The sequence below is a fragment of the Halorubrum yunnanense genome, from assembly GCF_026586675.1.
Lineage (GTDB): Archaea > Halobacteriota > Halobacteria > Halobacteriales > Haloferacaceae > Halorubrum > Halorubrum yunnanense.
Map to the genome: position 1 here is coordinate 1 of NZ_JAODIX010000029.1, position 25,844 is coordinate 25,844.

A 25,844-nucleotide genomic window follows, 5' to 3' on the forward strand; every position below is an offset into this window, starting at 1 on the left:
GGGTTAATCTGGCGGAATATTGCGGTAAGAACGTCTGAAGTTGCCGTCAGTCGGCGGCAAAACAAGGCAACTCCGCTTCGACCTCTACGTCAATGTACTCCCGCGAGAGATCACCGACCACGTCGTGGATCTTCTCCCCTTCTAAGGGAATGGCGCGCCCGCGCCATTCGCGTAACTCTTCTGTTATCACCGGATTCGCGTTCTGCTTCAACCGGCTCACAAAGTAGCCGTCGTTCTCGTCGATCAGCGCAAAGCGGCGGTACTTGAAGTACGCTAGGTCGAACAAAACTAGCCGTCCATGCAGCCACGATCCCGTCTTGAACAACGTGCTGTCGTGCGCTTTTTCATCGGTCACGTCAATCCGTTCAATCGTCTGATCGGTGGCATTGTGGAGCAGGTGGAGCTTCGCTCCAGCCTGCTCCTCGTGGCAAGCTTGGAACTCGTCGGAAAGGAACTCGTGCAACCGCAACACCGTTCCATCAGCGATCATCACGTCCCTGAATCGGTCGATATCAGCGTCAACAGCGTCGGGAACAGCGACCTCGTCGAGACCACGCTCGACGAGGTCGCGGAGATACTCTGCAAGTGACGGTGTCAACCGGTGATAGAAGCCACCGGGAGAGATCGTCTCATCGGCTGTAGAGTTGTAGCTGCGTCTAAATCCAGCGAGTGTTCGGCTCTCGCCTGCGGCGAAGCCGAACACGAGCGCCCACACGAGGACGGGAATCTGAAGTTTGCCCTCACGCTCGACCACGCCGAGTTCCTCGGCGTGCTCTTCGAGGAACTCAGAGGGAAACAGTGTAGTAAGCCGACGCATGATTCTCGATGAGGAGGCGTCTTGGTGCACACTTGCCGCCTCCTCATTCCTCTCAAAAAGTAGCCTCGATAAGCCGCTGCTGTCATGCGGTTCTTCGCTTAGCTAAAGACGAATGGCCAGTCGATCAACCCCCTCGTCGGCGCGGACGACGCGGAGCTGATCCGCCGGCTGTTAGAGCGGGCCAACCAGCGCGGGATCGGCGGCGAGGGCACCGAGGTACAGGCCGACGACATCGAGGAGGCCGGGTCGGAAACGCGGACCATTCTCGGCCAGGAAATCGAGGTGTCGATCCTCGAGACCACGATCGACGCGGAGGTCGGCGGCGGCGACCAGAGCGAGAGCGTCGAGGACGTTCCCGTGTTCCTCTACGTGGCCACCGTCCAGCACGAGGAGGACGTGGTCGCGCTCGTCGGTATCCACCCGACCGCGGTCGACGCCCGCAACTCCGTCCTCTCGCTGATGGAACAGGTCGAACACCCGTCGTCGGCCTGAGACGGCGAATCGGTTTTGAGCGCCTCTGAAGGCCGAGAAGCGACCGCTCAGATCGTCAGACTGAGTCCGGCTCGCCGGAGACATTTTCCCGATTTGAAGCGTCTGTCTCCGTAACTGATTTAATTAGTAATCGACCGATTGAGCGTGTCCCACGACGCGAGACGGCGGCGGCGTAGCGAACTCGTCAGGCATCGCGACGCGAGCGCTTCGTAGCTCCGGCTCTGTCGATCGTGGCCCTTCACGATGGACCGAAGAAACTCAACTCGGCACGGACCGGTTATCGTCCTCGTCATCTGTGTTGTTGTCGTTTTAGTTGCTACAATAGGAGTAGCTCACGTATCTGCCGAAACACATGAACGACAGCCGCTCAACATAACAAATTCAGGTGAGACCAAGGATCTCTTCTCGTTTGAAAACAATCATACTATTTCTAATGTGGAAATTGCAGCGAGCGAGGAGAAGTCAGCTGACGAATATAAAACTCTATATATAAATCTTGTAGAATTACAAAATGCGGATATCAATGTATCTGAGGTGACGGTTCGAAATTCAAAAATCACAAATGGACAGGTTATCACGACGAATAAGAGTAGGACTAATGGAGAAATCACGCTCAAAGTACAAATTAAACAATCTGATACCAGCAACCCCATTCAAATTGATTCAGTACAATTGGGTGGGTATAATTCGTCGGATGGCAAAATAACAAAGAATATTCAGTACAGAGTGGCTGCAGCAAACACCAATTCAACGAGTGATTACGAAAAGTTAGAGGCAGGTGGACACACGAAGAATTCCACAGAATTCGATTTTGTGGATGGCTCTATCAGGGTACGGGATCAAGCAACTACTTCAACTAATTTTAACAAGAGTAGTAGGACCTCATCTGGAGTAACAGTCAGTAAAGTTACTTCAAGTGTTAACTCAAAAATCATACTTATTAATGAAGAAAATGACAGGGTTGTTGGGTATAAGTCACAAAACACACGGGAAATCGCCGATAGAGATAGTGCATCACTTAATACCACAATTCTTGGTGGAGATATTAGTGCATATCTCATACCCAATAGCAAAATTGGTATAACAAAAGAATACACTGGGAATAAGTCACCGGATGGGCTAAAGCAAACGGCAATTGCCAAAGACAGATTTCAGGTATACTTAGGAACAGTACAGTTCAACAGTCAGGAGTATGAGAGTGGAGGAATTACTAATGTCTCTGTAGCAACTACCGAGGTACGGGACACAGCCGGATTAAATACTCCCTATGTTGTTTCAGTTCATCCGATCACTGCTGATGGAGAGGTTATGTACGAGAAATATATTGGGTACTCAGATGTACTTGTTGGTGTAAACGACGGTTTGAGCATCCCTATTAGAAATGCCAGAGGAAGTAGAAGTGAAATTTGGCATAGTAACAGATTTGTGGCAACTATTCGACTTGCACAAGGGCAAACGGCCGGAGAGCCGGCAGATTTGAACTCAACGAATCTATTGCCAAATTCAGATATTGCAGAACAGTTTATTCATGGAGGTGTGTCAGATAGTACGCAGGTACACATTTCTAATGTTCGTCCAGGGCAGAACGACAGTAACAATGTGAGTCGTCTATTTAATGAGACAGGATATAATGGGAATCAGATATACTCGGGAGAGGTAGTCGGGATTCAAGAATAGAACAGCGCAAGGAGGTTCTGCCAAGTTGCATAGAATCATCAAAGATGACCGGTCAGTGATATCCGGTGTGGGAACTTATTCAAATACTACAGACAGAATGCTATTCAATACCACTGGATTAGAGACAGGAACATATTTTCTCTCTGGTGGTGGGTTTGAAATGGAAAACCAGTTCAAGCTAATTGGTAAAGACGAGCAGAAGGTAGCTCTTACAAATGTCAGTGACAAGACGGAGGTGGGAGAAAATGTTACATATAGATTACGCCACAATACATCTAAAATAAGTATAGAAATTTCGGATTCAGATGCAAACAATACACTTATCACAGCAAACCTCTCCACACCGACTCCGGGACGAACCTCAATCGGTCTCAACACCTATGCGTTCGGTAACGAGTCGCTGACGGACGCTCTCATCACGACGGGACCGAACGCGACCGTTGAGTCCGTCGACACATCGATGTCAAACGGGACGCTACCGCCCGGAAAGTACCGTATCGAGATCCGATCTGAGCGGGGACTCGCCACGACCGCCGATGAGGCAACCGTCATGGTCGGGAACCGGTCGACGGACGGAATGCGCGCCTACGCGACGACTGACCTCGATCGGGACGATCTCGAGACCGCCGCCGCGGTACGGCGGGCGATCGCGAACGGGACGTTCTCGCCGACCTCGACCGTCGCCTCGAACGAGACCGTGGCGTACGCCGTCAACGCTACGGGACTGACTGGGCTCCCGGCCGCGCGGAACGCGACGCTCGAGGCGGGGTCGGACCTCGCCCGACTCGACGGGCTCGCATTCGGCGTCCGGTCCAACACGTCGGCGCTGGCGAGCGACGGCGACGGGTCAGACCCGAGCGGGGCCGTTCCCGGGAACTCCTCGGTCCACCTCGGTGAGGACGGGCTCTACCTCGTCGCCGAGGGCGGCGACGCCCTCGCGACCGACGGGACGCCCGCGGACGGCGAGGCGTTCACCGCCGAGTTCCGCGTGGAAGACGAACGGCTGCGCGAGACCGCGTCGGACCCGACGGGCGACCACGCCGCGTCGACGACGGTGACCTTCGAGGCGCCGCCGTCGAACGGGGGCGATACCGACCCGAGCGACGAGCTCCCCGAAGAGGACGGTAGCCAGCCCGGTGGTGGCGGGGCGGATGGTGGCGGTACAGGTGGCGGAGCAGGTAGCGGCGGAGCAGGTGGCGGGGCGGGTGGCGGGGCGGGTGGCGGCGGAGCAGGTGGCGGAGCAGGTGGCGGGGCGGGTGGCGGCGGGCCGGGAAGTGGCGGAGCGGGCGGCGGACCCAGCGGTAGCGGAGCGGCGGGTGACGGCGGGACAGCCGGTGAGACACCGGGGGCGGGCTCTCCGCCGAGTGGCTCGGAAGCCGACGAGCGGGGGAGCGACGGCGGTGACGAGACGCGGGTCGACTTCGTCGGAAGCGACGGCCGGTTTGAGGCCCAGCGGGTCGAAGGCTTCCGTGCGGCCGCGCGCGACGGACCGAGTAGATCGCCGGTGGCCGTCTCGCCCGTGGGCGCCAATCCCGGTGAGAGCGGCGCCGACGGGGACAGCGCGTCCGCAGCAGAGGAGGCCGGGTCGGGCGTGAGCGACGATCCGGCAACGGACTCCGAGACGGGGTCCGCAAAGCGGGCGACCCCGGACTACGAGGACGCGCCGATCCGGGTGACCGCCGACGACGTACCGGGGTTCGGCCCGGTCGTCACGCTGGTCGCACTCCTCCTCGCCGGGAAGGCCGCCGAGCGCGAGCGGGCGTCGTGAAGCCGGGAGCGTCGTCCGCTCGCGGAGCCGGCGGTATCCTTTTGCTGGGCGACTCCCTCCTGCCGGGTATGAGCGCGACCATCACTCCGCCACAGGAGCGCGAGTGCGAGCTGTGCGGCCGCCGGGAGCGGTGGGACGAGGACGCCACCGGCTGGCGGATAGCCGACGAGCCGGGGGAAGTCTACTGCATCCACGAGTGGGACATCAACGGAACGTTCGTACCGCTGCGCAAGTGATCGGCTCCGGACCGGGGAGACCCGCGATTCCGGCTCCGCGCTCGATCCACGGAGGGTCCGAAAGCGTCCGAGCGCTGACCCGGCGCCGGTCGACTGACCGCCCGGCTCGGGAATGACGATAACAAGATAATCCGTCGAATATATACCTGTCTCGGCGAGTCGTTTGGATTTTAATCGGTTTTACTGCAGCAGAATCCGATTGTAGTTGATCGAACGGAGAGTGTGGCACTCGGTATCAGCCCCTGATGAATAATTACCTTATATTCCCTAATGTGTGTACGAGGGATCCTACCCGTATCAGGGTCATACCTTTAAGCGATCATCCGCGAGTGGGAGATATGACCGAGCCACGTAATGACACCCGAGGGAGTTCGGAGTCCTCGGGCCGCGATGGGGGGCTTGCCACAGTATCGGACGAGCGGTCGAACTGCGGGATCGGCGGGATCGTCGACCTCGACGGGGACCCGAACCACGAGACGGTGACCGACGCCGTCCGGCTGCTCGAGAACCTCGAACACCGCGGGACCACGGGCGCCGAGGAGAACACCGGCGACGGGGCCGGGATCATGGTCGGGCGCCCGGACGACTTCTTCCGCGACGTCGTGGACGCCGACCTGCCAGAGGAGTACGCGGTCGGCTCTGTCTTCATGCCGACCGAGGGGAGCGTTCAGGCGGAGATCCACGACGTCATCGCGGAGGTGTTCTCCGTCTACGGGCTGGAGGTGCTCGCGTGGCGCTCCGTGCCCACGGACAACGCCGACCTCGGTGCGACCGCGCTCGACTCCGAGCCGGAGGTCGCCCAGCTGTTCGCCGCGCCTGTCGAGGGCGCCGGCCTCGCCGAGCGGTTTACCAGCGAGGAGACGCGGCCGGACGACGCTGACCCCGAGCTGCTCGGCTTCGACCGCGCGCTGTACGCCGCCCGACGCGAGATCGAGAACGCGGTCAGCGACGTCGACGGCGCCGGTCGGTTCTACGTCTGCTCGCTCGACCGCCAGCGCGTCGTGTACAAGGGCCTGCTGAAGGGCTCGCAGCTCGGCGACTACTACCCGGACCTGACCGACGAGCGCTTCGCGAGCCACGTCGCCCTGGTCCACGCGCGCTTCTCGACGAACACGCTCGGCGCGTGGCACCTCGCGCACCCGTATCGCAACATCGTCCACAACGGCGAGTTCAACACGATCCGCGGGAATGTCAACTGGATGCGCGCCCGCGAGAACGACCTCGACCACCCGGCGTTCGGCGCGGAGCTCGACACCATCAAGCCGGTGATCGACGACCCGAACCAGTCGGACACCGCGAGCGTCGACAACGCGGTCGAACTCCTCCTGCAGGCCGGCCGCGACCTCCCGCACACGCTCCGGATGCTGATCCCGGAGGCGTTCCGCGAGGACGACCTGATGGACGCGGCCCGCACCGACTTCTACGACTACCACGCCTCGCTCGTCGAGCCGTGGGACGGCCCCGCCCTGGTCATCGGCTTCGACGGCGACCGGGTCGCCGGCGTCCTCGACCGCAACGGGCTCCGCCCGTGCCGGTACGAGGTGACCGACGAGAACCGGCTCGTCGTCGGCAGCGAGGTCGGCGCGCTCCCGACCGACCCCGCCGACGTGCGGCGTCGCGGGCGGCTCCAGCCCGGCGAGATCTTCGTCGCCGACCCCGAGGAGGGACGCATCGTCCCAGACGACGAGGTGTTCGCCGACCTCACCGACGAGCGGTACGGCGAGTGGGTCGACGAGGGCCAGGTCGACCTCGACGAGGTGGTGAGCGGTGTCGGCGGCGACGCGGAGACGGTGCCGCGCCTCGGCGAGCGGGAGGACGTCGAGGGGACTGAGGACGTCGACAGGAGTGAGGACGTCGACGAGACTGAGGGCGACGAGGACCTAACCGTCCGCGCCCACCAGGCCGCGTTCGGCTACACCACCGACTCGCTGAACCACCTCGTCGAGCCGATGGCGGAAGACGGGAAGGACCCGGTCGGCTCGATGGGCGACGACACCCCGCTCTCGGTGCTCACCGACGTCGACCGCCCCCTGTTCACCTACTTCAAGCAGCTGTTCGCGCAGGTGTCGAACCCGCCGATAGACTACATCCGTGAGGAGCTCGTCACCTCGCTGGAGACCCGGATGGGGAACCAGCGGAACCTCCTCGACGAGACCCCCGAGCACGCCGAGCAGATCGTCTCTGACTCGCCGATACTTACCGACGCCGAGACGGCCGCGCTGAAGGGACTGAGCGCCGAGCCCGTCGACGGCGACGGGCCCTCGTTCGCCTCGGCAACGGTCGATATCACGTACGACCGCGAGGCGTCGCTCGTCGACGCCGTCACCCGGATCCGAAACGAGTCCGCGGCCGCGATCGAGGACGGCGCGGACGTCGTCGTCCTCTCCGACCGCGCGGTCGGTCCGGACCGGATCGCGGTCCCGAGCCTGCTCGCGACCGGCGCGGTCCACCACCACCTCGTCCGGAACGGGCTTCGGAACCGCGCCGGGGTCGTCGTCGAGTCGGGCGAGCCGCACGAGGTCCACCACATCGCGACACTCGTCGGCTACGGCGCCGACGCGATCGACCCGTACCTCGCGTACGACTCCATCGCGGACGTCGTCGCGGGGCCGGACGGCGCCGACGAGGAGGAGGCGCTCGCCGCGTACCGCGGCGCCCTGGAGGACGGCCTCCTCAAGACGATGGCGAAGATGGGAATCTCGACGATGGAGTCGTACCAGGGCGCGCAGATCTTCGAGGCGGTCGGGCTCGCCTCCGAGTTCGTCGCCGAGTACTTCGAGGGCACCGAGATCCGCACCGAGGGGATCGGGGCCGAGGAGATCGAAGACGACCTTCGGACGCGGCACGCGATGGCGTTCGGCGCCGACCCCGAACTGGAGACCACGGGCGAGTACGAGCACCGCTCGTCGGGTATCAAACACGGCTGGAACCCCCAGACGGTCGGGACGCTCCAGCAGGCGGTCCGGGGCGGCGACTACGAGCAGTACCGGGAGTTCGCGGAGCTGGTGAACGACCAGTCCGAGGAGCTCCAGACGCTCCGTGGACTCTTAGAGTTCGAGTCGGACCGCGATCCGGTACCGGTCGAGGAGGTCGAGCCGGTCGAGTCGGTCGTCGAGCGCTTCTCGACGGCCGCGATGAGCCTCGGGAGCATCTCGCCGGAGGCCCACGAGAACAACGCGATCGCCATGAACCGGATCGGCGCGAAGTCGAACACCGGCGAGGGCGGCGAACCGCCGGAGCGATTCGGCACCGAGAAGGCGTGCTCGGTCAAACAGGTCGCCTCCGGCCGGTTCGGCGTCACCGCCGACTACCTCGCGAGCGCCGACGAGCTGCAGATCAAGATGGCGCAGGGGTCGAAGCCCGGCGAGGGCGGTCACCTCCCCGGTGAGAAGGTCAACGAGATGATCGCGCACGTCCGGTGTTCGACGCCGGGCGTCGGGCTCATCTCGCCGCCGCCGCAACACGACATCTACTCGATCGAGGACCTCAAGCAGCTCATCTTCGATTTAAAGGCCGCGAGCCCCGACGCCGACGTCAACGTGAAGCTGGTGTCGGAGGCCGGCATCGGCACCATCGCGGCCGGCGTCGCGAAGGCGAACGCGGACGTCGTCCACGTCTCCGGCCACGACGGCGGGACGGGCGCGTCCCCGAAGACGTCGATCAAGAACGCGGGGCTCCCGTGGGAGCTGGGGCTCGCCGAGGCGAACCAGATGCTCCGCGCGACCGGCCTCCGCGACCGCATCCGCGTCACCGCGGACGGCGGGCTCAAGACCGGCCGCGACGTCGCGGTCGCCGCCGCGCTGGGCGCGGAGGAGTACGTGTTCGGCACCGCGTCGCTCGTCACCTCCGGCTGCGTGATGGCCCGGCAGTGCCACGAGAACACCTGTCCGGTCGGCGTCGCGACCCAGCGTGAGGACCTCCGCGAGCGCTTCCCCGGCCAGCCGGACCACGTCATCAACTACATGACGTTCATCGCCCAGGAACTCCGCGAGCTCATGGCCGAGCTGGGCTACACCGAGGTCGAGGAGTTCATCGGCCGCCCCGAGCTCCTCTCCCAGCGCGAGACGGACCACGAGAAGGCGAAGCACCTCGACCTCTCGGCGGTCATCGCCGAGCCCGCCGGCGACGCCCGGACGAAGACCCGCGAGCAGGAGGACGCCGACATCGAGGAGCTGCTCGACTGGGACCTCATCGACGAGGCGGCCCCGGCCATCGAGGACGGCGCGCCCGTCGCGCTCACCCGCGACGTGGAGAACGTCGACCGCGCGGTCGGCGCGACCCTCTCGAACCGCGTCGTCTCCGAGCACGGCGGCGAGGGCCTTCCCGACGACACCGTCAGCTGCCGGTTCGACGGCTACGCCGGCCAGAGCTTCGGCGCGTTCCTCGCGCCGGGCGTCACCTTGGAGCTCACCGGCGCCGCCAACGACTACCTCGGGAAGGGGCTCTCTGGCGGCCGGATCGTCGTCAACACCCCCGAGGAGGCCGGTTACGACCCCGCCGAGAACGTCGTCGCGGGTAACGTCGGGCTGTACGGCGCCACCGCCGGCGAGACCTACGTCAACGGCGTCGCCGGCGAGCGGTTCGGTGTCCGCAACTCCGGCGTGAAGGCGGTCGTCGAGGGCGTGGGCGACCACGGCTGCGAGTACATGACCGGCGGGGTCGTCGCCGTCCTCGGCGACACCGGTCGGAACTTCGCCGCCGGGATGTCCGGCGGCGTCGCCTACGTGTACGACCCCGACGACCGGTTCGCCGAGCGTGTGAACCGCGGGATGGTCTCCGTCTCCGAGACGCTCGACGACTCCGACGAGCGCATGCTCCGCCGGCTCGTGGAGAACCACCGCGCGTACACCGGCAGCGATCGCGCGGCCGAGCTGCTGGACGACTGGACGGCAGCGCTGGGCGACTTCGTGCGCGTCTTCCCCGACGCGTACGCGGACGTCATCGCCGAGGGCAAGGGCGCCGACGTGCGCGACGAGCCGCCGGCGCCGGCCGAGGCCGTCCCGGGCGCGGCGAGCGACCCGACCGAGCAGGCGTCGAGCGACGACTGAGACAGGATCCTCCCGTGTTGACGGGCTCGCCAGGACCCCCGTTCGGTCGGAAGCGGCGAGATTCGGCGACCGAGCAGGCCGACCTGAGCAGGGCTTAATACCGTTCCACGCCTAGTATCTGAGGAGACGGATGGAAGAACTCGATCAGGTCCTGAAGAAGTACGCCACCAGTCAGGACCTCATGGACCAGATCCGATACGTCGCCGAGGCGTTGAGCATGGAGTTCGACAAGTGGGACGACAAGTACGTGAGTGGTCCCAGCCTGTACTTCCTGGTCGTCGCCGAGACGGATTTCGAGGAGTACACCGACCCGCTCGGAGAGAACGTCTGGCCGACCGATCGCTGCAAGATCGTGCTCGACTCGCCAGAGGCGTTTCGGCGGGTCGCCGAAGACGTCGCGTTCAGCCGAGACGGCGCCATCATCGTGACCGGGGACGGGACGGTCCAGCGGCAGATGGCCCGAGTCCGGAGCCCCAACCGCGCGGAGGTGCCGGCGGTCGAGGAGCTCGAGTACCCCGACTGGATGGGGACCAAACACATGAGCGCCCTGGAGACGTCGCTCCGGGAGAACGTGTTATGGGCGATCACGCTCAGCGAGGAAAACGGTCGCGTCACCACGTATCTCGACGGGACGTATCAGGACTACCCCCGCGAGGAGATCGGCGGCCGGTGGCGACCGAACTCGTGACGCCCGCCCTCGTCGGCGTGCCGCCGTTCCGAAACGGCCCCCTCCCGGCGGCGAACCCGCGCCTACGCGTGTCCGCGCAGGATCGGGCGGCTTCGTGGAACTCCTCGCCGGTCGGCACCGTCCGGTTTAACCCGGAGGGAGACCGAACCACGACATCGGAGCGGTGATCGACGATGAGTGAAGGCATCTCAGAGGGCGACGCTCTCCGCCGAATGTACCGAGTCACCGCCGATCAGGAGCGACCGCTCGAGGAGAAGCTCCCGGAGTTGTTGGACCTGGGCCGCGCGTATCTCGACGTGGAGGCCGGCTTCCTCACCGAGATCGACGACGGGAGGCAGGTGATCGTGGACGCGCGCGGCGACCACGAGCTGCTGCAGGCCGGCAGGAGCTGCCCGCTGTCGAAGGCGTACTGCAAGCGGACCGTCGACCTCGACGGCGCGCTGACGGTCCAACACGCCCGGGTCGAGGGGTGGGAAGACGACGCCGCCTACGAGGAGTTCGGGCTGGAGGCGTACATCGGCGCGAAGGTCGTGGTCAACCGCGAGGTGTACGGGACCTTCTGTTTCGCCGACACCGAAGCGCGAGACCGCCCCTTCTCGGAGGGCGAGGAGACGTTCGTGGAGCTGCTGGCGCAGTGGGTCGGCTACGAGCTGTTCCGGAAGCAGGCGACCGAGCGGATGCAGCGGCAGCGTGACCAGCTGGAGGAGTTCACGCGCGTCGTCTCCCACGACATCCGGAACCCGCTCGGGATCGTCGACGGCTACCTCGACATGGCGGAGCGGACCGGCGACCCGGAGCACTTCCAGCGGTGCCGCGACGCGGTCGACCGAATGGAGTCGCTGCTCGCCGACCTCCTCTTCCTCACCCGCGAGGGGCAGACGCTCGGGGGGCGCGAGGAGGTCGACCTCGCGGCGCTCGCCCGCGAATCGTGGTCGTTCGTGAGCGGCGAGGCGGCGGGGCTCGCGGTCGACACCGACCGCGTCGTGATGGGCGACTGGAGCCGCCTCCAGCAGGTGTTCGAGAACCTGTTCCGGAACAGCGTGGAACACGGCGGCGACGACGTGACGGTTCGGGTCGGCGATCTGGCGGACGGCTCGGGGATCTACGTCGAGGACGACGGGGCTGGGATCCCCGAGGAGGAGCGCGACGAGGTGTTTGTCGACGGCTACACCACCGACGTGTCCGGGACGGGGCTGGGGCTGACGATCATCCAGCAGGTCGTCTCGGCGCACGGCTGGGAGATCGCCCTGACCGAGAGCGACGCAGGCGGGGCGCGGTTCGAGATCAGCGGAATGGAGTTCGTCGAGTCGGAGACCGACGGCGACGGCGAGTAGCGGAGAGGCTTCGTGGCGATCCGCCTCGTGACGTCCCGTCCCGGTTGCGGTTGAGACGGACACACCGGTGATCGATTTCGGGAGTGGGTGTTGCAGATCGTTGGTGATGATATGCTATTTAAAAGGCACGAGCGACAGCGACGATTATTTATAAGTAGCCGGGCCGGTGACGCGCCCCGGTGAGCGGCCCGGAGGGCCGCGAACCGCCGGTGCGAGGGAGTCGGGCGGCCGGAGCAAAGCGGAGGCCGCCCGACGAGGCTGGGGAGGCGTGAGGTGGTGTGCGGTTGGGGCTGGGGCTTTGGAAGTGTCCACCGCAGAGCCGCCTACCACTTATAAACAGCCGACAACAACACCACTCGATCACTGATAACGAACCACTCACCCGACCCGATATACCCACTCCCGCGATCGACCGGGGACTGATCATCAGCGACCGCCCTCTCTGGCGAATCTGCCTGAATGAGAGGCGGTCACCGTGTCGCCGCAACGGTCGGCGTCAGTCGTGGCGGAAGCAGCGCGAGCCGGTGAACGCCATCGCCATCTCGTGCTCGTCGGCGGCGGCGATCACGTCCTCGTCGTTGACGGAGCCGCCCGGCTGGATCACGGCCTCGATCCCGGCCTCGGCGGCCTCCTCGATCGCGTCCGGGAAGGGGAAGAACGCGTCGGAGGCCATCACGGCGCCCTCGGCGGACTTGCCCTCGGCGTCCTTCTCGGCTTTCATCGCCGCGAGCGTCACGGCGTCGACGCGGGACACCTGCCCCATCCCGACGCCGACCGTCTCGGTGCCGGTCGCGAACAGGATCCCGTTCGACTTGACGTGTTTGAGCGTCTTCCACGCGAACGTCATCGTCTCCAGCTGCTCGTCGGTGGGCTCGCGGTCGGTGACGACCTCCAGATCGTCGGCGGTCGGCGACTGGAGGTCCCGGTCCTGCACGAGCCGCCCGCCGACGATCGGCTTCTCGGTGGACCGCTCGGCGAAGCGGTCGTCCCCCTCGCCGAGCGGGCCGACGTCGAGCACGCGGAGGTTCTGCTTCTCCGTGAGCACGTCGAGCGCGCTGTCGGTGTAGCCGGGCGCGACGACGACCTCCTTGAACGAGTCGGCGACCGCGGTCGCGGTGTCGGCGTCGCACTCGCGGTTCAGGGCCACGATACCGCCGAACGCCGACTTCGCGTCGGTGCTGAGCGCGCGGTCGTACGCGTCCGCGAGCGTGTCGCTTGTCGCGCAGCCCGCGGGATTCGTGTGCTTGATCACGCCGGCCGCCGGCTCGTCGAACTCCTTGACGAGGTTCAGGGCCGCGTCGGCGTCGTTGTAGTTGTTGTACCCCATCCCCTTCGCGCCGGGGTTCAGCTGGTCGGCGCCGACGACGCCCGCCTCCTCGCGGCCGTCGTCCGCGTAGAGGGCGGCGTCCTGGTGCGGGTTCTCGCCGTAGCGCAGCGTCTCGGCGCGCTCCTCGGAGACGAACCGCCGCTCCGGGAAGTCGCCGCCGGCGTCGCCCTCGACGGTGACGTCGATCGGGTCGCCGTTCGCGCCGGCCTCGTCACCCCCCCGCTCGACCGTCACGCGGTCCTCGGCGAACCACCGGACCGCCCGCGGGTACGCCGTGAACTCCGCGTCGTGGAGCACCCGGTCTTTCAGCGAGTCGGCGTCGTCGTCGGCGTAGACGGGGACCGGCTCCTGGGTGACGATCGGGCCGTCGTCGACGACCTCGGTGACGACGTGGACGGTACAGCCCGTCGTTCGGACGCCCGCGTCGAGCACCTGCTCGTGGGCGTCCATCCCCGAGAACGAGGGGAGGAGCGAGGGGTGGACGTTCAGCGTCGTCGGCGCCGCGTCGAGGAACTCGTCGGTGAGCACGCGCATGTACCCGTCGAGGCAGACCAAGTCGAAGTCGTAGTCGGCGAGCCGGTCGAGGATTCGTCGCTCGTGGGAGGCCCGCGACTCGTCCGCCTCGCGCTCGACGACCTCGGTCGGGATCCGACGTTCCGTCGCGGCCTCCAGCACGGGCGCCTGCTCCCGGTTGGTCAGGACGACGGACAGCTCCGCGCCGCCCGGCGCGACGTCGGCGATGTGTCTGAGGTTCCGCCCCCGGTTGCTCGCGAGTCCGGCGATCTTCATACGCGAGTGGTCCGACCGATCGCGTATATCGATTGCGGTCCGGGGCGCCCGAGGATCCACGTTTGCGGATAGGATCGGCGAGCCGCGCCCATAAAAGGGATGAACCTATCCACGTCCGTGCGTCACGCCATCGACACGCTTTTGCTGGCGCCGGGGGCAGTCGCGGACATGACGGACCACGCCATCTCGGGCCTGTCGCGGTCGGACCCACTCGCGGCCGTCTCCCCGCTTGACGGGCGATACGCCTCCCGCACCGCGCCGCTGTCGCCGTACGCGAGCGAGGCCGCGCTCATGCGCGCGCGGAGCCGCGTCGAGGTCGAGTACCTGATCGAACTGGCGGCGCTCGACGCGACGCCGATCGCACTCGGCGAGGCGGCCGAGGCGGCCCTCCGCGCGGTCTACGAGGAGTTCTCGGCCGAGGACGCTCGACTTATAAAGGCGCTCGAGGTCGAGGGCGCCGAGGGGTACGCCGCGACCAACCACGACGTGAAGGCGGTCGAGTACTTCCTCCGGGTGCGGCTGGACGGGTTAGAAGAGTCCGGAGCAGTCGCCGACGCGGAGACGCTGTCCCCGTGGATCCACTTCGGGCTCACCAGCGAGGACGTCAACAACCTCGCGCACCGGCTCCTGTTGGAGCCCGCGGTGAGCGAGGTCCTCGTGCCCGCGGTCCGCGAGGTCCGGGACGCCCTGGTCGACCTCGCGCAGGAACACCGAGAGACGCCGATGCTCGCCCGCACTCACGGCCAGCCCGCGACGCCGACGACGTTCGGCAAGGAGATGGCGGTGTACGCCTCGCGGCTCGGCCGCGCGCTCGGCCGCGTCGTCGTCGCGAACGGCGACCTCTCCGGGAAGCTGGCGGGGGCCTCGGGGACGTACGCGGCCCACGACGCCGCCTACCCGGACGTCGACTGGCGGTCGTTCTCCCGGTCGTTCGTGCACGGGCTTGAGTTGGAGTACACCCCGCTCGCGACGCAGGTGAACCCCTGCGACGACCTCGCGGCGCTGTTCGACGCGCTTCGGGGGGTGAACAACGTCCTCCTCGACTTGGACCTGGACGCGTGGCTCTACGTCTCCGACCGGTACCTCGGCCAGCGGGCGGTCGAGGGCGAGACCGGCTCCTCGACGATGCCCCACAAGGTGAACCCGATCGACTTCGAGAACAGCGAGGGGAACCTCTCGAAGGCGAACGCCGATCTCACCTTCCTCGCCGACTACGTGACGAGCTCGCGGCTCCAGCGGGATCTCTCGGACTCCACCGTCAAGCGCAACGTCGGCGCCGCCTTGGCGCACTGTCTCATCGGCTACGGGAAAGCCGAGAGTGGGCTCGCGAAGGTCGTCCCGAACGAGGCGGTGATGCGCGAGGAGCTGGCGGCGACGCCCGAGGTGATTGGGGAGGCCGTCCAGACGATTCTTCGGCGCGAGGGCGACACGGACGCCTACGAGCGCGTGAAGGAGCTGACGCGGGGGCGGTCGGTCACGCTTGAGGACTTCCGCGAGCTGTTCGGCGACCTCGACGTCGACGAGGACGTGCGCGAGGAGCTGCGGGCGCTGACGCCGGCGGGGTACGTCGGCGTCGCCGACGACCTCGTCGACGAGGTCGACGAGTAGCTGGGGAATCGGCGAGAAGGCCCCAAGGGGTTTCTCGATCGCGACGAGCGGGACCGGCCTCACGAAGCTGTTCGACGTGCAGAACCGCTCGTTCGTCGTGGTCTCCTGCACGAACTACGGCTACTCGGAGATTTATAAGAGCCAGTCGAAGGGGGAACGCCATCGACTTCTTCGTCGGCTGAGCGCGACGAGACGGTCTCGGGCGGCGAGGCCGTTCCGGGCGGCTCCCGAGCCCGCCCTGCGGTGCCGAGAACGAGCGATTTATGTCGGCAGAGGAACCCGTTTCGACCGCGCATGGTCTCCCTCCGAAGCCTCTCCGCCCTCCCGGTCGTCGGCGTCGTCGTCGACGGCCAGACGTACAGGCACCTGTTGTACCTCCTGCTCGCGGTCCCGCTCGGGGTCGTCTACTCCACGGCGTTCGCCTTCGGGGTCATGTTCGGGCTGGTCCTCTCGGTCGCGCTCGTCGGGTTCGTGATCCTGCTCGCGACCCTGATCGGCGCCCGACTCGCCGCGGGCTTCGAGCGGCGGCTCGCGAACGCGCTGCTCGGAACCCGCCTGGCGCGGCCGGACGACCTCACCGACGCCGACGGCGCGCTCGCGGGCGTCCGGACGTACGTCGACGCCCGGTCGACGTGGACGGGAGTCGGGTTCGTCTCGCTGAAGTTCTGGGTGAGTCTCTTCGCGTTCGTCCCCGTCTTCCTGCTGGCGAACGCGCTCCCGCTGATCGCCGCGCCGCTTCGATACCCCTACGCGGCCGACTTCGGCGAGGTCAACGGCGAGCCCGTGACGTGGGCGATCGACACGCTCCCGGAGGCGCTGGTCGCGCTCCCGCTCGGGGTCGCCGGCGTCCTCGTCGCGCTTCACGTCACGAACCTCGTCGCCTACGCGGCCCGGCAGATGGCCGTCGCGCTGCTCGGCCGCCCGGACGCGGCCGGATCGCAGCGGGTGACCTCGGGGGCGAGCAGCGACCCTCCGACCGGCGGCGACCCCGACGGTGACGGAGGCCCGACTGTCGACGTCGACGCCGCCGATTCCGATGGCGCCGACGTCCCCGGTCCCGACCCTGCCGACGCCGGCGACGACGACTCCCGCTGACCGGGTGGAGGTCCCCGAGCGACTTATTCGCGTGCGGGCGTCAGGACCGGTATGGCACCGACGCTGGTCAACGCCGCGTTCGGCGCGCTGCTCGCGGCCGCCCTGCTGGGGGTCGCGTTCGACCGGCGCGCGGTCGGAGTCGTCGTCGGGGCCGCGGTCCTCCCCGACCTCGACGCGGTCGCGAGCCTCTTCGTCCCCGGCGCGACGAACGCCCTCCTCCACGCCGTGTGGCTCCCGCTTGCGGCGGGAGCGGTCCTCTATTTGGACACCGAGACCGGCGACGCCTCTCGGCTCCGGGAGCGGGCCGGGCGGCGCGGGGTCCGCGTGGCGTGGGTCGCGCTCGCGGCGTTCCTCGTCGCCGGCGTCGGCCCGGACCTGTTCGGCCGCGAGGGCGTGAACCTGCTGTACCCGCTCGGCGACGCCTACTACCTCGTCAGCGGGGGGTTCCTCTACTCGACGCAGGACGGGATCGTCCAGACGTTCGTCGCGTTCGGCGCGGAGGGGCCGGGGGTCCTCCCCCTCGAGAGTCTCGGAACGACGGAGTCGTACGCGGTTTCGACGTTTATAAACCCCGACGGCCGACCGGGCCTCTCGCTCGGCGCCGAGCGCGAGCTCGACCTCGTCCGGACGGGGTGGCAGCTGGTCGTCGTCGCGAGCGCGGCCGCGCTGCTGGCGGTGCGGTTCCGACGGGAGGACCGGGCGGAGTCGGTCGACGGCGCCGCGGGGGTGAGCAGGTAGATGGTCTCCTCGGTCGTCCACGCCGGCTTCGCGCTGCTACTCGCGGCCGGCCTGCTCGGCGACTACTACGACCGGCGAGCGCTCGGGGTCGTGCTCGCGATCGTCGTCGTCCCCGAGGCGGACAGCTTCCTGGGATTCGTCATGCCCGGGGCCCACCGGACGGTCGGTCACAACCTCGTGTTGCCCGTGGCGGCGGCGGCGCTGCTCTACTACGACACCCGCCTCCGGGACCGGTCCGCGCTCCGCGAGCGCCTCGCGGACCGGTGGATCGCGGTCGCGTGGATCGGGCTGTTCGTGCACGCCTTCGCGCACGTCTCGCTCGACTGGGTTCATCTCGAGGGCGTGAACGTCTTCTGGCCGCTTCGGGACCGCTTCTACGCCCTCGACGGGGAGGTGACGCTGTCGACCGCAGAGGGGTTCGTCCAGACGTTCGTCGACCTGCGGATCGACCCGGAGACCGGGAACCGGGTCGTCGATGCCGGCGGGGGCGGGACCACCGAAACGGTCCACGTGAACAACCCCGTCGAGCCGCGCGACCCGGACCGGGCGACCGAGGAGCCGGTCGAGCGGACCTTTCCGATCGCGAACGCCGGCTGGCGGCTGTACCTGGTCGGGACCGGCCTCTTCGCGCTGGCCGCGCGGAAACTGCAAGACCGGGCGCCGGGAGAGGAAGGAGCCTGAGGTCGATCGGACGGGACTTGAGGTCGATCGGACGGGACTCCAAGCCGGCGACCGCGGTCGTGGTGAACTACCCCACATAGTATGGCGGGTGAGTGAACCCCGTCGGGGCCCTACGCACTCGTGATGGACTCTCGCTCACGCGACGATGAGCGCCTCGCCGGTGAGGAGATCGCGGTCGTCGGCGCCGGGTTCGGCGGCCTCTCCGCGGCCGCGTACCTCGCCGACGCCGGGGCGGACGTGACGCTGTTCGAGCGCAACGAGCATCCGGGGGGGTACGCCGGCCGGATCGAGCGCGACGGCTTCCGGATCGACACCGGCCCCTCCTGGTACCTCATGCCGGAGGTGTTCGACCGCTTCTTCGACTACTTCGGTCGGTCGACCGACGAGTTCTACGAGCTGACCGAGCTGGACCCGCTCTACGAGGTCGTCTGGAAGGACGGCGACCGCGCGACGATGCCCGCGGACCGGGCGGGACAGAAGGCGCTGTTCGAGTCGTACGAGGCGGGCGCCGGCGACCGCCTGGACGCGTACCTCGACGACGCCGCGGAGGCGTACGAGCTCGGGATGGACCGCTTCGTCTACCCGAGCCGCTCCCGGCTCCGCGACATGGTCGACCTCGACGTGTTGCGGTCGGGGCGCGCCCTGCCGAAGCTCCGGACGATGGACGACTACGTCGGCGACTACTTCGACCACGAGAAGCTCCGGCAGATCGCGGAGTACAAGCTCGTCTTCCTCGGCGGCTCGCCGTACAACACCCCGGCGATCTACACGCTGATGAGCCACGTCGACATGAACCTCGGCGTCTACCACCCGATCGGCGGCATCGCGAGCGTCGTCGACGGGATGGCCGCGCTCGCGACCGACCTCGGCGTCGAGATCCGCACGGAGACCCCGGTGACCGCCATCGAGCCCTCGATCGCGGCGGTGGGACCGAAGTTCGAGGTGGCGTTCGGGGCGTCCGGGGGCGAAGCCGGGACCGGAGCCGCGGCGTCGACCGGCCGGTTCGACCGAGTGGTCGCGAACGCGGCGCCGCCCCACGTCGAGCGCGACCTCCTCCCCGACGAGTTCGCGCGCCGCGAGGCGTACTGGGAGTCGCGGACGTACGCCCCCTCGGCGTTTCTCATGTACTTCGGCGTCGAGGGCGACGTCGACCTGGACCACCACGCGCTCGTGTTGCCGACCGACTGGCGGCCGCACTTCGAGACGATCTTCGACGACCCGGCGTGGCCCGACGACCCCGCGTACTACGTCCACGTCCCCTCGAAGACGGACCCGGAAGCGGCCCCCGAGGGCCACGAGGCGGTGTTCGTCCTCGTTCCGCTCGCGCCCGGGCTCGACGACGACGCCGAGACCCGCGAGCGCTTCCGCGAGCTGGTACTCGACGACCTCGCGGAGCACGCCGACGTCGACTTCCGCGACCGGATCGCCTTCGAGGAGACCGCGTGCGTCTCCGACTTCCGTGAGCGGTTCAACGCGCCGCGGGGCACCGCGCTCGCGCTCTCGCACACGCTCGGGCAGACCGGACCGCTCCGCCCGGCGCACCGGGCCCCCGGCGTCGACGGGCTCTACTACGTCGGCGCGTACACCAACCCCGGGATCGGGATGCCGATGTGCCTGCTCAGCGGCGAGCACGTGGCCGACGCCGTGGTCGAGGACGCGACGGGCGGGGTGCTCCCGTCTGTGGTGCCGACCTCGACGCTGCGGTAGGCCCGATTAGAGGACTTCGACTTCAGTCCGGTCCGTCGACCGCTTCCTGCACGGCGGCCCAGTGCGTGATCGTCCCGTCGTCGCCGGGGAGCGGCCGGAGCGACACGCGATTGAAAAAGGCGGTCCCGTCGCGCCGGTGGTTCCAGACTTCGACGGTCACCGACTCCCAGATGGACACCGCCTCGCGGAGGTCTTCCACCGGGGCGGTACCCGTTTCCGGGCCCTGGAGGAGCCGCGGGTTGCGGCCGCGGAGCGCCGCCAGCGAGTAGCCGGTGAGCTCGCGGAACGTCCGGTTCGCGTAGCGGATCGGGGTGTCGCGGTACGCCGGGCCGCAGAGCGTGACGCCGACCGGCGCGTCGTCAAGGAGCCTGACGCGCTCGATCAGCCGTCGGTCGCGCTCCGTGAGACCGTCGACGTCGGCGATCGTCGGGGGCGGGGCGACCGCCGAGCGGGTCCGCGGGAGTCCGTGCGGATCGATCCCGCGAGCGTGGTCGTCGCTGTCGCCAACCGCGTCGCTGAGGAGGTCGCGAAACGCGCTCCGGGCGGTCGCCTCGTCGCACGCGAGGAAGTCGAGGACGTCCGATCTGAGGGACATCGCGCAGTCAGCGGGCCCGTCCGGTCGCGTACAACAGACCGTCCGTGCGCTCCACCGTGACCTCGTGTGTCGACATACCGATCTGTTTGAGGGCGGTCCACATCAATCCGCGGTCCCATCGATTTCGGCCCGGAGTGTGGAGGAGCCGGATCGGCGGAGGGTGAACTACCCCACCCTACTCAGCCGCTGGTGCGGCTTCGTTGAGGGTGGGGCTTCCTGTTTCTATGACGCGCTTTGCAGACACCGAATGGGTGTCCGTAGGGAGCGCAGTCTCCACAGGCGTGTCTTCGGGCCATCCCAGCCCTAGTTCAGCAAAGCCGCGCTGTAAGATGTTCATCGCTGCGTTCGCGTCCCGGTCACACTCGAACCCACACGACGGACAAGAGTGTTCTCGAACCCAGATGGGTTTCGGCGTCTCCACATCACACTTCGCGCACTCTTTCGTTGTTCCTGCTGCTTCCACCTGAACGACGCGACAGCCGTACAAGTCTGCCTTGTATTCGAGGAGCGTGATGAACTGTCGCCACGCCGCGTCCTGCTTGTTGCGAGCGTTGTGCGACTGTTCCAACATCCCCTTCACGTCCAAGTCCTCGACGAACACAGCATCGTACTCGCGGACGAGCCACGTCGTGATTTTGTGCTGGTAGTCCAACACCTTCCGACGGATGTGTCGCTTGACCTTCGCCACTTTTTCGCGTTGCTCCTCGTAGTTGTTCGACCCTTGCTCTTTCCGCGAGAGTTTGCGTTGCTCGTGGCGGAGTCGGTCGTACTCGTCTTCGAGGTGGAGCCAATCTACAGTCGTCCCATCTGTGGTGTGAATGTAGTTGAGGATCCCAAGGTCAAGACCCACGCTATTGCTCGTATTGAGCGAGTTCACATCGGGTTTCTCGGGCAGGTTGGCGTCGTCGGTTTCCAGCCCGAAAGAGACGAACCAGTCGCCAGTTGTCTCTTTCTTGATAGTGACTTCTTTGATGTCGGCTTCATCGGGGATTTCGCGGTGGTAGCGGATCGGAATGTTTCCGATTTTAGAGAGCCAGAGCGTCGCGCGTCGGCCACTCGTGTTTTTGAGTTCGAAGCCAGACTGCGAATACGTTATACTCTGGAACTCTCTCGGAGACTTCCACGTGAGCTTCCCGACCTTGCGTCCGTTTTGCTTCTGCTCGGAAAGTCCGGTGAGGTTCTGGTAGAACCGAGTGACGGTTCGCTGTAGTGCTTTGGAGTTAACTTCCGAGAAAACGGGGAACTCGTCTTTCCAGTCGGGGAGTCGGGAGTGGTGTTTGTACGCGGAACCGATGTCGTCAGCGTCCACGTTCTCGTACTCGTACAGGGTGTAGTTGTACGCTTGGCGATGAATGTCGACATGAGAGTCCAGTACAGTCGCTACCTGTTGTGTCGGGTATGCGGGATAACGGTGACTGTACTCCATCGCTATCCCTTGATTAGGGATGTGTTTTCTTAATGGCTTGTACTACCGTGCGGCGATTCATCCCCTCCCTACTCGCTCGCAATACTTGCTCCTTGAGGAAGGGGCATTCTCGCCTCAATTCTGGTAAAACGCCGGTTTGAGACTCCCGGGCCGTTATGCCGAGCGGGGCGGAACGCCGAGGCATGCAACGGGAATCTCGACGAGAGGACCGCGGTGTCGCGCCCGCGGCTGAGACGTGCGCGCTCGGGGACGGTCGAACGCTCGCCTACGCCGTCGGCGGGGACGAGAGCGGGACGCCGGTCGTCGCGCACCACGGAACCCCGGGGTCGCGGCTGTTCGCGTCGCTCCTCGACGACGCCGCGGCGGAAGCGGGCGTCCGACTCCTCGTTCCGGATCGACCCGGCTACGGGCGCTCGTCGCCGCCGCCGGACGACTGGGGGTGGCGGGAGTGGCGGAGGGACCTCGCGGCCCTCCTCGACGCGGAGTCGGTCGAACGGTGCGGAGTCGTTGGCTTCTCGGGCGGAGGCCCGTTCGCGCTCGCGGCCGGGGGGAGCGATCGCGTGTCCCGGGTCGGGCTGGTCAGCAGCGTCGTCCCGCCGGCGGAAGTCGCCCTCGTGCGGCTGTCGCGGGTCCCGTTCGCCGTTCGCGCCCTCTTCCGGCTGTCGGGCGCGTTCGCATCAGTGGCGGGTCCGGACACGGTCGTCGGACAGTACACCGACCGGTCCGTACCGGAGGCCGTTTCGCGGGCGGTCGCCGACGACTTCCACGAGGCTCTGCGGCAGGGGGCGACGGCGGTCGCTCGGGAGAACCGGTCGTTCGGGAGCGAGTGGGCAGGGATCGACCGAACTCCGGTCCCCGTCCGCGCTTGGCACGGGACCCGCGACGGGAACGCGCCGCTGTCGGCCGTGGAGGCGCTCGCGGGCGAGCGCGAAGCGACGCTCACGACTGCCGAGACCGATCACCTCGGAACGCTGCTCGATTATCGGTGTGAGGTGTTGCAGTGGGTCGGCGACGCGTAGCGGACGGGGATCGGGAAGTCACCCGAGCGGCGGCAGTCGTCTCACGGTGAGCAACGAGAGGGGAGCCGATGAGAGGGTACGGGAAGGGAGTCGAGTGGACCTGCCGGGACCGTGAACCAGAGCCAGGCGTGCTCGCTCACTGCTCGTGGCGGTGCCGGTCGCTTATCGAGGTGCTCGCTTCGCTCGCATCTCGCACCGTTCGCTGCGCGCGACTGGCAGGGTTCAAATCCCGCTCGTTGCAGGATTGCGCCGCTCGCGATATTGCTCGCGGCACAAAATTATGGACTCGCGGGGTCCCCACGAGCGGAGCGAGCGGGGGCAGGCGAGGAAGCGACTGAGCAAACGAAGTGAGCGAAGGAGTGGACTCGCGGGGATTTGAACCCCGGGCCTTCCCCGTGCCAGGGGGATGATCTACCACTGATCTACGAGCCCTCGCTGCGTTCCACCGTTCTCCGCTGGATACATTAAGGCCTTCGACTCGACGACGGCGGGAAGACCGGCTCCGCGCGTGCCTTCAGCCCTCAGATCCGCTCGGAATCGACGTACACGTCGAGGTCGACGCCGCGGCTCGAGTCCTCCAGATCGCGGACCGCGCGCTGGATGACCCGCTCGGCCTCGGTCCGAATGAGCGGGACCGCCTTCTTCACCACCCAGTCGAAGGAGACGAGCCGCGGGAGGTCGAGCGCGTCCGGGCTGGCCGATCCCGGGTCGAACTCGACTTCGAGCGCGACCTCGCAGACCGGGGCGTTGGCGTCAGCGTCGACGTCGGTGCCGGCGTCCGCGTCGCTGTCGGCGTCGGCATCGACGTCACCGTCGCTACCGGCGTCACCGTCCGCACCCGTCACCGGCGTCACGCGCCAGCGGCCGCCGGCGTCGATGTCCTTCGTGATCTCCCAGTCGATCCGCTCGGGCGGCTCGACGCCGGTCACCCGCGAGTGGGCCGTGTAGGATACCTTCCACCACGCGAACCGGAGCGCGTAGCGGGTGCCGGGACCGCCGTCGCCCTCGATCGTCCGCACGCCGTCGAGGTACTTCGAGTAGCGCGCGTAGCCCGGGAAGTCGAGCAGGAACTCGTACACCTCCTCCGGGTCGGCGTACACCTCGGTGCTCACGACGAGTTCGTCCACGCACGGTGGTTCGGGCGGGGCGTAATAAGCGGTCCGGCGATACTACGTGCGGGACAGCCGGGTCGTTGGTCGCAAGGCGGTCGGCGGAACAGCGAGTGGAGAGAGATTCCCAGCCGTTTATTTATAAATGGACGCTCCGATGAACAACTCCAAAGCCCTCAGCTGCTCACTTATAAATGGTTGAACACGGATCGGCGGTGAACACCTCCAAAGCCCCAGCCGCGAGGACGGCGCACGCTCGCTGCGCGCTTCAGTCGCTCGCGTTGCTCGCTCTTTCCAGTGCTTGCATCGCCTGCGCCGTCCTCGCGGCTGCCCCTTTGAGTCCCACCCCGCACCGCACAGCACCTCACGCCTCCCCAGCCTCGTCGCCGGCGGCGAAGCCGCCGGCTGCAAGCGAGAGCTTCGCTCTCGCCCTGTCGGTCGCCCTTCGCTTCGCTCCGGGCGACCGACTCCCTCGCGCACTCTGCTCGCGCCCGCTGGGCGCTCGCAGGTGCGCGCCTCCGCGTTGCTATTTATGATATGCTTATAAACTGTAGTCGTGCTTGCCGGTCTCGGAATCGAGGAACGCGGTGAGGAGGTCGATCGTCGCCGCGACGTCGCCGCCGTCGGCGGTCTCGGTGACGGTGTGAAGGTACCGCGTCGGGATCGAGATGGCGCCGACGGGCTTCGCGCCCGCCGTGTTCTGGAACCCAGCGGTGTCGGTGCCGCCCGCGGGCAACACCTCGTGTTGGTGATCGATGTCTTCGGTTTCGGCCACGTCGGTCAGCCGACCGTGGACCTTCGGGCTGGTGATCACGGAGGAGTCCTTGAGCTTGATCGCGGTCCCCTCGCCGAGCTCGGTCACGGCGTCGGCCGGTTCGCCGATCTGCGGGACGTCGTTGGCGACGGTGACGTCGAGCGCGACGGCGAGGTCCGGGTCGATGTCGACGCCGAGCGCGGTCGCGCCCCGGATTCCGACCTCCTCCTGGACCGTCGCGGCGAAGTGGACCGTCACGTCGGGGTCGTCGATCCGGCGGGCGGCCTCCAGCATCGCGAACAGACAGACCCGGTCGTCGAGCGCCTTCCCCGTGATCCGGTCGCCCATGCGCGTCGTCGTCTGGTCGAGCGTGACGAGGTCGCCGACGCCGACGAGCGCCTCGACCGCCTCGGCGTCGCGCCCGAGGTCGATGAACACGTCGGAGACCTCGTCGCTCCGCTCCGTCTGTTCCTCCGTGAGCGTGTGCGGGGGCACGGAGCCGATGACGCCGGTGCAGTCCTCCTCGCCGTGGACCGTGACGCGCTGGGCGCGGAGCACGCGGGCGTCGAAGCCGCCGAGCGGGTCCACCTGGACGAACCCCTCGTCGGTGACGTGTCGGACCATGAACCCGATCTCGTCCATGTGGGCCGCGACCGCGACCGAGTAGTCGCCGTCGCCCTCGATCGTCCCGACCACGTTCCCCATCGCGTCGGACCGGACCCGGTCGGCGGTCTCGGCGAACTCGCGGCGCACAATCTCGCGGACGTCGTCCTCGTAGCCCGGGACGCCGCGGGCCTCGGTCAGCTCTCGCAGCAGGTCGAAATCGAAGTCCAACGACATGGACGAGGGTTGTGGCCCAGCGACAAAGGGAGTGAGGTTCCGGCACGAGCGTCGGGTTTGGGCGGTCCGTCCGGCTCTCGTCGTTCGAGAACTACA

The 25,844-nt window shown here is 66.6% G+C and carries 18 protein-coding genes, 1 tRNA gene and 2 pseudogenes; 14 read left to right on the plus strand and 7 right to left on the minus strand.

What is annotated here, in order from left to right; translation table 11 throughout:
* Positions 1–70: 70 nt before the first annotated feature.
* Positions 71–817, minus strand: a pseudogene (locus N5096_RS06980) (IS4 family transposase); the annotation flags it as partial.
* 123 nt (positions 818–940) lie between these two features.
* On the opposite strand from N5096_RS06980, the gene N5096_RS06985 reads away from it, so the two are divergent.
* The 7 genes from N5096_RS06985 to N5096_RS07015 all read left to right on the plus strand — a co-directional run bounded on the left by N5096_RS06985 (position 941) and on the right by N5096_RS07015 (position 12,060).
* Positions 941–1,309, plus strand: coding sequence for a DUF6517 family protein (locus tag N5096_RS06985; protein ID WP_267663651.1), 369 nt, complete (start codon positions 941–943; stop codon positions 1,307–1,309).
* Between the two features lie 243 nt (positions 1,310–1,552).
* Positions 1,553–2,986: a hypothetical protein gene (locus tag N5096_RS06990; RefSeq protein ID WP_267663606.1), complete on the plus strand. Its 1,434-nt coding sequence runs from the start codon at positions 1,553–1,555 to the stop codon at positions 2,984–2,986.
* Between the two features lie 460 nt (positions 2,987–3,446).
* A complete protein-coding gene (locus N5096_RS06995; protein WP_267663607.1) occupies positions 3,447–4,754 on the plus strand; it encodes a hypothetical protein in 1,308 nt (435 codons plus the stop codon).
* Positions 4,755–4,822: 68 nt separating this feature from the next.
* Complete coding sequence (locus tag N5096_RS07000) at positions 4,823–4,990, plus strand: HEWD family protein (RefSeq protein ID WP_267663608.1); 168 nt, start codon at positions 4,823–4,825, stop codon at positions 4,988–4,990.
* Positions 4,991–5,328: 338 nt separating this feature from the next.
* Positions 5,329–10,038, plus strand: a complete 4,710-nt coding sequence (gltB, locus tag N5096_RS07005; protein WP_267663610.1) for a glutamate synthase large subunit — start codon at positions 5,329–5,331, stop codon at positions 10,036–10,038.
* Between the two features lie 130 nt (positions 10,039–10,168).
* A complete protein-coding gene (locus N5096_RS07010; RefSeq protein WP_267663611.1) occupies positions 10,169–10,726 on the plus strand; it encodes a diadenylate cyclase in 558 nt (185 codons plus the stop codon).
* Positions 10,727–10,899: 173 nt separating this feature from the next.
* Complete coding sequence (locus tag N5096_RS07015; RefSeq protein ID WP_267663612.1) at positions 10,900–12,060, plus strand: sensor histidine kinase; 1,161 nt, start codon at positions 10,900–10,902, stop codon at positions 12,058–12,060.
* A gap of 496 nt (positions 12,061–12,556) precedes the next feature.
* Here the strand turns inward: N5096_RS07015 and purN are convergent, their stop codons facing one another.
* Positions 12,557–14,176 (minus strand): phosphoribosylglycinamide formyltransferase, encoded by a 1,620-nt coding sequence (gene purN, locus N5096_RS07020; protein WP_267663613.1) that lies wholly within the window; start codon positions 14,174–14,176, stop codon positions 12,557–12,559.
* A 168-nt stretch (positions 14,177–14,344) separates the two neighbouring features.
* Between purN and purB the strand changes: the two genes are divergently transcribed.
* The 6 genes and pseudogenes from purB to N5096_RS07050 all read left to right on the plus strand — a co-directional run bounded on the left by purB (position 14,345) and on the right by N5096_RS07050 (position 20,005).
* On the plus strand, positions 14,345–15,784 hold the full coding sequence (gene purB / locus N5096_RS07025) for an adenylosuccinate lyase (protein ID WP_267663614.1): 1,440 nt from the start codon (positions 14,345–14,347) through the stop codon (positions 15,782–15,784).
* Between the two features lie 37 nt (positions 15,785–15,821).
* Positions 15,822–15,966 (plus strand): annotated as a pseudogene (locus N5096_RS07030) (zinc ribbon domain-containing protein); the annotation flags it as partial.
* Between the two features lie 112 nt (positions 15,967–16,078).
* On the plus strand, positions 16,079–16,879 hold the full coding sequence (locus N5096_RS07035) for a sensor domain-containing protein (protein ID WP_267663615.1): 801 nt from the start codon (positions 16,079–16,081) through the stop codon (positions 16,877–16,879).
* A gap of 51 nt (positions 16,880–16,930) precedes the next feature.
* A complete protein-coding gene (locus N5096_RS07040) occupies positions 16,931–17,617 on the plus strand; it encodes a hypothetical protein (protein ID WP_267663616.1) in 687 nt (228 codons plus the stop codon).
* Positions 17,618–18,298: a metal-dependent hydrolase gene (locus N5096_RS07045; protein ID WP_267663617.1), complete on the plus strand. Its 681-nt coding sequence runs from the start codon at positions 17,618–17,620 to the stop codon at positions 18,296–18,298.
* A gap of 123 nt (positions 18,299–18,421) precedes the next feature.
* Entirely contained in the window at positions 18,422–20,005 is a 1,584-nt protein-coding gene (locus N5096_RS07050; protein WP_267663619.1) for a phytoene desaturase family protein, read from the plus strand.
* Positions 20,006–20,027: 22 nt separating this feature from the next.
* Here the strand turns inward: N5096_RS07050 and N5096_RS07055 are convergent, their stop codons facing one another.
* Both N5096_RS07055 and N5096_RS07060 read right to left on the minus strand, forming a co-directional pair.
* Positions 20,028–20,600, minus strand: a complete 573-nt coding sequence (locus tag N5096_RS07055; protein ID WP_267663620.1) for a PAS domain-containing protein — start codon at positions 20,598–20,600, stop codon at positions 20,028–20,030.
* A 175-nt stretch (positions 20,601–20,775) separates the two neighbouring features.
* Entirely contained in the window at positions 20,776–22,026 is a 1,251-nt protein-coding gene (locus tag N5096_RS07060) for an RNA-guided endonuclease InsQ/TnpB family protein (protein WP_267663621.1), read from the minus strand.
* A 182-nt stretch (positions 22,027–22,208) separates the two neighbouring features.
* Between N5096_RS07060 and N5096_RS07065 the strand changes: the two genes are divergently transcribed.
* Complete coding sequence (locus N5096_RS07065) at positions 22,209–23,045, plus strand: alpha/beta fold hydrolase (protein WP_267663622.1); 837 nt, start codon at positions 22,209–22,211, stop codon at positions 23,043–23,045.
* A 360-nt stretch (positions 23,046–23,405) separates the two neighbouring features.
* Here the strand turns inward: N5096_RS07065 and N5096_RS07070 are convergent.
* The 3 genes from N5096_RS07070 to N5096_RS07080 form a co-directional block, all read right to left on the minus strand.
* Positions 23,406–23,477, minus strand: a tRNA-Ala gene (locus N5096_RS07070).
* A gap of 89 nt (positions 23,478–23,566) precedes the next feature.
* Positions 23,567–24,172 (minus strand): SRPBCC family protein, encoded by a 606-nt coding sequence (locus N5096_RS07075; protein WP_267663623.1) that lies wholly within the window; start codon positions 24,170–24,172, stop codon positions 23,567–23,569.
* Positions 24,173–24,695: 523 nt separating this feature from the next.
* Positions 24,696–25,748: a M42 family metallopeptidase gene (locus tag N5096_RS07080; protein WP_267663624.1), complete on the minus strand. Its 1,053-nt coding sequence runs from the start codon at positions 25,746–25,748 to the stop codon at positions 24,696–24,698.
* Positions 25,749–25,844 lie beyond the last annotated feature (96 nt).

Coding starts and splice junctions, on each gene's coding strand:
- N5096_RS06990 (WP_267663606.1), top strand. CDS start 1,553: ATGGACCGAAGAAACTCAACTCGGCACGGACCGGTTATCGTCCTCGTC.
- purB (WP_267663614.1), top strand. CDS start 14,345: ATGACGGACCACGCCATCTCGGGCCTGTCGCGGTCGGACCCACTCGCG.
- gltB (WP_267663610.1), top strand. CDS start 5,329: ATGACCGAGCCACGTAATGACACCCGAGGGAGTTCGGAGTCCTCGGGC.
- N5096_RS07060 (WP_267663621.1), bottom strand. CDS start 22,026: ATGGAGTACAGTCACCGTTATCCCGCATACCCGACACAACAGGTAGCG.
- N5096_RS07015 (WP_267663612.1), top strand. CDS start 10,900: ATGAGTGAAGGCATCTCAGAGGGCGACGCTCTCCGCCGAATGTACCGA.
- purN (WP_267663613.1), bottom strand. CDS start 14,176: ATGAAGATCGCCGGACTCGCGAGCAACCGGGGGCGGAACCTCAGACAC.
- N5096_RS07010 (WP_267663611.1), top strand. CDS start 10,169: ATGGAAGAACTCGATCAGGTCCTGAAGAAGTACGCCACCAGTCAGGAC.
- N5096_RS07000 (WP_267663608.1), top strand. CDS start 4,823: ATGAGCGCGACCATCACTCCGCCACAGGAGCGCGAGTGCGAGCTGTGC.
- N5096_RS07045 (WP_267663617.1), top strand. CDS start 17,618: ATGGTCTCCTCGGTCGTCCACGCCGGCTTCGCGCTGCTACTCGCGGCC.
- N5096_RS07065 (WP_267663622.1), top strand. CDS start 22,209: ATGCAACGGGAATCTCGACGAGAGGACCGCGGTGTCGCGCCCGCGGCT.
- N5096_RS07080 (WP_267663624.1), bottom strand. CDS start 25,748: ATGTCGTTGGACTTCGATTTCGACCTGCTGCGAGAGCTGACCGAGGCC.
- N5096_RS07040 (WP_267663616.1), top strand. CDS start 16,931: ATGGCACCGACGCTGGTCAACGCCGCGTTCGGCGCGCTGCTCGCGGCC.
- N5096_RS07035 (WP_267663615.1), top strand. CDS start 16,079: ATGGTCTCCCTCCGAAGCCTCTCCGCCCTCCCGGTCGTCGGCGTCGTC.
- N5096_RS07055 (WP_267663620.1), bottom strand. CDS start 20,600: ATGTCCCTCAGATCGGACGTCCTCGACTTCCTCGCGTGCGACGAGGCG.
- N5096_RS06995 (WP_267663607.1), top strand. CDS start 3,447: ATGTCAAACGGGACGCTACCGCCCGGAAAGTACCGTATCGAGATCCGA.
- N5096_RS07050 (WP_267663619.1), top strand. CDS start 18,422: ATGGACTCTCGCTCACGCGACGATGAGCGCCTCGCCGGTGAGGAGATC.